This window comes from Prosthecobacter sp. (assembly GCF_044373815.1).
Taxonomy (GTDB): Bacteria; Verrucomicrobiota; Verrucomicrobiia; order Verrucomicrobiales; family Verrucomicrobiaceae; genus Prosthecobacter.
This window is the reverse complement of the sequence record NZ_JBIPNG010000384.1, coordinates 1-6,396: the sequence shown is the minus strand read 5'-3', so window position 1 is coordinate 6,396 and position 6,396 is coordinate 1. Positions and strand designations below refer to the sequence as shown.

At 62.4% G+C, this 6,396-nt stretch carries 4 protein-coding genes; 1 reads left to right on the top strand and 3 read right to left on the bottom strand.

The features are described from left to right. From ACIREA_RS23840 to ACIREA_RS23830, 3 genes are all read right to left on the bottom strand, one after another. On the bottom strand, positions 1–834 hold an 834-nt coding region (locus ACIREA_RS23840), incomplete at its 3' end, for an MBL fold metallo-hydrolase (protein ID WP_397384842.1). Positions 835–1,015: 181 nt separating this feature from the next. Next, the gene (locus ACIREA_RS23835) at positions 1,016–1,924 is read right to left on the bottom strand and encodes a thiamine pyrophosphate-dependent enzyme (protein ID WP_397384841.1); all 909 of its coding nucleotides are present in this window, start codon (positions 1,922–1,924) and stop codon (positions 1,016–1,018) included. 49 nt (positions 1,925–1,973) lie between these two features. Next, positions 1,974–3,761 carry a 2-oxoacid:acceptor oxidoreductase subunit alpha gene (locus tag ACIREA_RS23830; RefSeq protein ID WP_397384840.1) on the bottom strand — a complete coding sequence of 596 codons (1,788 nt, stop codon included), beginning with the start codon at positions 3,759–3,761 and terminating at the stop codon, positions 1,974–1,976. Between the two features lie 342 nt (positions 3,762–4,103). On the opposite strand from ACIREA_RS23830, the gene ACIREA_RS23825 reads away from it, so the two are divergent. Further along, positions 4,104–6,396 (top strand): DEAD/DEAH box helicase (locus tag ACIREA_RS23825; protein WP_397384839.1); only part of this gene is annotated, 2,293 nt, incomplete at its 3' end.

The window sequence follows — 6,396 nt, the reverse complement described above, 5'->3', positions numbered from 1 at the left end:
GTTGGCGTCTTCGCCTTTGCGCCAGAGTTCCTCACTCACGCCTGCCTGAATGGCGATCGCGTGCTCGGCGAGCGCGTAATTGCGGCGGTTTTCCTCCACGCTGACGCCTGCCTGGAAATCGGCGGCGACGCGCTCGTAAACTTCGGCAACGCGCTGGCGATAGGTGCTCAGGTGCCATGCCACATCGCTCACTGCGCCAAAGTGCGTGAGATAGAGCGTCTTAAAATTTGCAGCCAGGAGGCGATCCAAGGACTGCCCATAAGCGACAGGATCAAACTGCGGCGGCGCTGCGGTGACGGAAAGATAGCGGCTGTTTTCCAGACGCATCCCGGCCACGTCGCCAGTGAAACAGACGTCGCCAATGATGAAGGCATGGTGATGCCGCGCATGGCCAGGGGTGTCCCAAGCGATGATCTCGATCTCACCAAGGCGCACGCATTCCTTGTCTTGCAAGGGGACCACGCGGTCCGCAGGCGCGGGCAGCATGTCTCCCCAGAGTTTGTCCATGAGGTGGCCATAGACCATGCGGGCGCTTTCGATGAGCTTGGAGGGATCAATCAAATGCCGCATGGCGTTTGGGTGGCAGTAGATCGTAGCTCCCTGCTGCGCGAACCATCCGGCAGCGCCGGCGTGGTCGAGGTGAATGTGGGTGACGAAGACTTTCTTGATGGCGGATTCATCGACACCGACGGCACGGATCGCGGCGCGCAGTGTTTCCAGTGTGGAACCGGGGCCGGTTTCGATCAGCGCATATTCGCCGCCGCTCTCGATGAGATAGGAGGCGATGAGGCCGGGGATGTTTTGGAAGCGGAGATCGAGCGTGTGGATGCGCATGGGGGTGCGATCAAGAAGGGCACGATGAGTGCGACGTCAAGGGGGCTACACATGGCTTATCGAGGGCAATGCGCAGTAGAACTGACGGATCAAATCGATCCGCCAGATAAGCAGTGACTGTGACAAAAGCGGAACGCTGGATGCGGCGGAGGGCGCGGAGCCCCGCGCACCCGGGACGATCCTACCGCATCGCTTCGAAGCGCTTCTTGAGCACGTCTTTCTGCGAAACGCCGCCGAGCTTGGACTGGGTGTCGTCGATCCACTTCTGCTCGAGGGCATTCTTGGTGGGGCGGTTGACCTGGTAGTACACACCGAATTTTCCGGGGGCGAGGTTTTCGGCCATCTGGTAGGCGGCCACGTCGTTAGTGACGTCGTGCTGCGTTTCGTCAATGGTGTCGAAGGTGCCGCCTTTGCGGGGAGTGCTGTCATCAAACGCACCGGCGTAGAACATGACGCATTCGCTGAGGCATTCGACGACGCTGAAACCATCATGCAGAATGGCGCGCTCAAACATGGCCTCCATGTGCTTCACCTGAGCGGCGTGCGTGCGGGCGATGAAGGTGGCGCCGCTGGCGAGGAGCTGGCGCATGGGGTTGATCGGGCGGTCGATGCTGCCGGTGGGGTCGGTCTTGCTCTTGAAGCCGATGGGGCTCGTCGGGCTGGTCTGCTTCTTGGTCAGGCCATAGACGAAGTTGTCCATGATGACATAGGTGAGCTTGATGTTTTTGCGCGCGGCGTGGTTGAGGTGGTTGCCGCCGATGGAGAAGCCGTCGCCGTCGCCACCGAAGACGAAGACGTGCACGTCCGGACGACTGAGTGAGATGCCGGTGGCGAGAGGAACGGCACGGCCATGGATGAAGTGAATGCCGTGCGTGTTCATGAAATACGGGAAGCGGCTGGAGCAGCCGATACCGGCCACGCAGACGATGTTTTCATGCGGGTATTGAAGCTTCTCCAGCACGCGGTAAAAGATGTTTAGCACGGCGAAGTCGCCGCAGCCGGGGCACCACGTGGGATGGTCGGCAGTGAGGGCTTTTTTGGTGAGCTTGTCCGTGGCAGGAGCTGCTGGAGTGACGAGGGCGGTGGACATGATGATTTGAAAATGAAAAGGTTGGTAATGCTGCGAGGTCGGGTCCGGACTAGGCGCTCATGATTTTTTCCACGCCGGTGACGATCTCACGGATGCGGAAGGCGAGACCGTCGGTTTTGCACACGGACTGGATGCGCGGATCTGCGAGGCTGGCGCGCAGCATGGTGGCCAGCTGACCGTAGCCGTAGAGGCCGGAGTCGTTCATCTCCACGCAGACGACGTGCTTGAACTTCTTGAAGAGTCCGTCCAGACCGTCCGGCATGGGGTGCAGGTGGCGCAAGTGCAGAGCGCCCACTTTGTGGCCTTCCGTGCGCATGCGGTCCACGCTTTCCTTGATGGGGCCGTAGGTGCTGCCCCAGCCGATGACGAGGACGTCGCCGGTCTGGTCGCCGTGAATGACGGGCAGCGGGAGTTCTTTGGAAAGCTGCACCAGCTTGTTGCGACGCTTGTTGGTCATCAAGGTGTGCATCTTGGGGCTGCCGCTGGGGTGGCCCATTTCATCGTGCTCAAGACCGGTGGAGACAGGGTACTTGCCGCCGGCCATCTTGGAGCCGGGAGGTGCGTGCTGCGTGATGGAATCGAGCGGATAAGGCTTGAAGCCCTCGGGGCGGGTGGAGATGTCGAGGGTGGGTTCGACCCAATGCTTGTCGAGGTCAGGCTCTTCGAAGGCTTCGATGCGGCTGCTCAGGGCCTGATCGCTCAGGATGATGACGGGGCAGGAGTATTTCTTGGCCAGCTTACCGGCTTCGAGGGCGATGTAGAAGCAGTCTTCCACGTCCTTCGGTGCCAGCACAATGCGCGGGCTGTCGCCATGGCTGCCGTAGATGGCCTGCATGAGGTCAGACTGCTCCACGCTGGTGGGCAGACCGGTGGAAGGGCCGCCGCGCTGCACGTTCACCACGATGAGGGGGATTTCCGCCATGCTGGCGTAGCCGAGCGCTTCCATCTTTAGGCTGAGGCCGGGGCCGGAGCTGCCGGTGATGGCGAGGTGTCCGGCAAAGGCGGCACCGATGGTCATGGACACGGCGGCGAGTTCGTCTTCCGCCTGCACGTAGAGGCCGCCATACTTCGGCAGCTCGACACGCAGGGTTTCCATGATGGAGGACCATGGGGTGATGGGATAGGCGGAGCCGTAGCGCACCCCGGCGGCGATGAGGCCGAGCGTGAGCATCTGGTTGCCGTCTGCACTGATGCGGTGTGCGCCATGGGCCTCTCCGGGCACGAAGGCAAATTTTTCGACATCGCCCACCTGGTAGGCAAAGCCGGCGTCAAAGGCCAGCAGCGCATTGCGCAGCACGCTTTCGTCCTTGCGGCCAAACTGGCGGCTGACGATGCCCACGAGCTTTTCTTTGTCGAGATTGAAGACGGCGCAGACCATGCCGAGCACAAACATGTTCTTGCCGCGGTCACGGGTGGAGCCGCCCACGGCCTCCACGGTGGCGGAGGTGAAAGGCACGCCGATGTGAATGATGCCGCGCTCGTTTTTCACGTCTTCCGGGCCCATGTCCGCCGTGTCATAGAAACAGATGCCGCCATCGCGCAGGGCGGCGATGTGGTTTTCGTAGCTGTGCTTGTAAAAGGCCACCAGCACGTCGGCTTCGTCGCCCTCATGGAGCACCTCGCCGGAGCCCAGATGCACCTGGAAAATGGAAGGCCCGCCCGAAATCGTGGACGGGATGGTCATGTAGGTCATCACTTCCTGCGCGGTGCGACCGGCCAGACGCGCCAGGAAACCGCCGATGGACTGAATGCCGTCCTGGGAATTGCCCGCGAGGCGGATGACGGCGTTGCGCAGGGAGGTGGGAGATGACGACGAGGGAGCGGAAGCGGTGGACATGGTTGGGGTACGGGCATGCACGCCCGCAGATTGGTTGGCTGAGGAAACGAGATTTTAGAAGGGCTTTTGCAGCCGTCCATACCGTTAAGTGGCTTTTTTCTGCGGTGGCGTGCGCGTGGCAGCCCGGGAAAAGGCGCATGCCGGAGGTGTGGCCCTTGATCTCCGCTATGGCGATTGGCGTGATCCGGTGGTTCCAGCTCGGCAAGCTTCGCTTCACCACCGGTTAATGCCTCCCCCGCCCTCTCCCCGGGAGCGTCAAGATCAAACACCTTGCTATCTCCCTCTATAGGTGCCAGTATGACACCCCTCAAATTCTGAGGGATACGTTTCGTTTCTGTTTTTATGAGTACCCACACCTTCCCTGAATTGGGAATTTCGCCCGAGCTTCTTGAAGCCGTTAAATCACTCGGCTTCGAGCAACCCTCCCCCATCCAGGCTGAAGCTATTCCTGTGGCTCTTACCGGACGTGACGTCGTGGGCCAGAGCCAGACCGGCTCCGGCAAAACGATGGCCTTTGGCATTCCCGTGGTGCAAGGCGTCGATGGCACCAAGCGCGCGGTGCAGGCTCTGATCCTCTGCCCTACCCGCGAACTGGCCATGCAGGTCTGCGCGGAAATCCACAAACTGGCCTCCTTCAAGGAAGGCGTGCGCGCCACGCCAGTGTACGGCGGCGCTTCGTATGACCGCCAGATCCGCGCTTTGCAGAGCGGCTCCCAGATCGTCGTCGGCACCCCAGGACGTATCCTCGACTTTATGGAGCGCGGACTGCTGAAGTTCGACGCCCTCAAGACGCTCGTCTTTGATGAAGCCGATGAAATGCTGGACATGGGCTTCAGCGACGACATCGACCGCCTGATGGCCGCCGTGCCGAAAGAGCGCCAGACCATCTTCTTCTCCGCCACCTTTGAGCCGCGCATCCGCCGCCTCGTGGAGAACTACACGACCAACGCCGCGACGATCACTATTCAGCAGAAGGCGCTGACCGTGGCCACCGTGGAGCAGCGCTACTACGAAGTGCAGGGCCGCTCCAAGCTGGAAGTGCTCTGCCGCGTGATCGACATCGAGGCCCCGCGCCTTACCATCGTTTTCGCCAACACCAAGCGCGCCGTGGATGACGCCACCGACGCCCTCGTGGCCCGTGGCTACGCCGCCGACCGCCTGCATGGGGACATCAATCAGACGATGCGTGAGCGCGTGATGCGCAACTTCCGCAGCGGCAACGTCGAAGTCCTCGTGGCTACGGACGTGGCCGCCCGTGGTCTGGACGTGAACGACATCGATCTCATCGTCAATCTTGAGCTGCCTTATGACGCGGAAGATTACGTGCACCGCATCGGCCGCACGGGCCGTGCCGGACGCAGCGGCAAGGCTTTCAGCCTCGTGGCCGGACGTGAAATTTACCTGATGCAGCGCATCCAGCGCTTCATCAACATCCGCGTGGAGCGCGCCAAGGTGCCCTCCCAGGAAGAGCTGGAAGCCACCCGCGTGGACAAGACCTTCGACAAGGTCAAAGCCGTGCTGGAAGGCGCCAGCTATGCCAATCACGAGCACAGCATCCAGCGCCTGCTGGACATCGGCTTCTCCCCCACGGAGATCGCCAGTGCTTTGATGGACCTTCTCATGAAGGACCAAGTGCGCGAGACAGAGCAGATCGTGGAAGACCGCGCTGGCCGGAAGCCCGACTATCCGCAGCGCGACTTCAAGCCCCGCGCGCAGGCCGCAGCGCCAGCGCCAAGACCCACCCCTCAGTCCGTCGCCGCTCAGGCCCCGCAGGCATCCCCTGCCCCAGCCGAAGGCACTGCCGAAGCCCCAGCGCCAGCCGCTGAAGGCTCGGAAGCTCCTGCCGCTGATTCGAACGAAGCATCTGCTGAAGCTCCGTCCGCAGGGTCTGCGCCTGCCGAAGGCTCCGCCCCGGTGGAAAATGCAGCGGCTCCAGCTGAGGGATCCGCTCCCGCCCAGCGCGAAGAATCTGGCCACGAGGAAGACTCCGGCCCGACGAATCATCAGGCGGCCGCCCCGGCGACACGCCCGGCCAAGTTTGACAACGAATTCGAGAGCGACCACGAGGAAGAACGCGTGCCGCGCAAGCAGAGCAGCTACGTGCAGAAGGGCCCGCGCTCCGGCATGGTGCGCCTGTTCATCAACGTCGGCGGCATGGATCAGGTGCGTCCGCAGGACATCGCTGGCATGCTTTACAACACCATTCAAGACCTGACCCCCGGCAGCATCGGCGCCATCGACGTGCTGGAGAAATGCAGCTTCGTCGAAATCCCCGGAGACTCCGTGGAAGCCGTGCTGGAAGGCGTCAAAGGCGCGCAGCTGCGCGGCCGTGACGTCCGCATGGACCATGCGGACCGTCCAGACGACATCAGCGGCATTCGCCCCAAGCGCTTCGGCGGTGGCGGCGGCTTCATCAAGAAACCCGGCTTCGGTGGCGGCTTTAACAAAGGCGGCTACGGCGGTGGTGGTGGCGGCTACGGCGGCGGTGGTGGTGGCGGTGGCGGGTTATACAAAGGCGGCGGCCCAGGCACTGGCTTCAAAGGCTACGGTGGTGGTGGCGGCGGCGGCGGATACCAAGGCGGCGGTGGCGGTGGCTTTAAAAAGCCCGGCTTCGGCAGCGGTGGTGGCGGCGGCG

Coding starts and splice junctions, on each gene's coding strand:
- ACIREA_RS23835 (WP_397384841.1), bottom strand. CDS start 1,924: ATGTCCACCGCCCTCGTCACTCCAGCAGCTCCTGCCACGGACAAGCTC.
- ACIREA_RS23830 (WP_397384840.1), bottom strand. CDS start 3,761: ATGTCCACCGCTTCCGCTCCCTCGTCGTCATCTCCCACCTCCCTGCGC.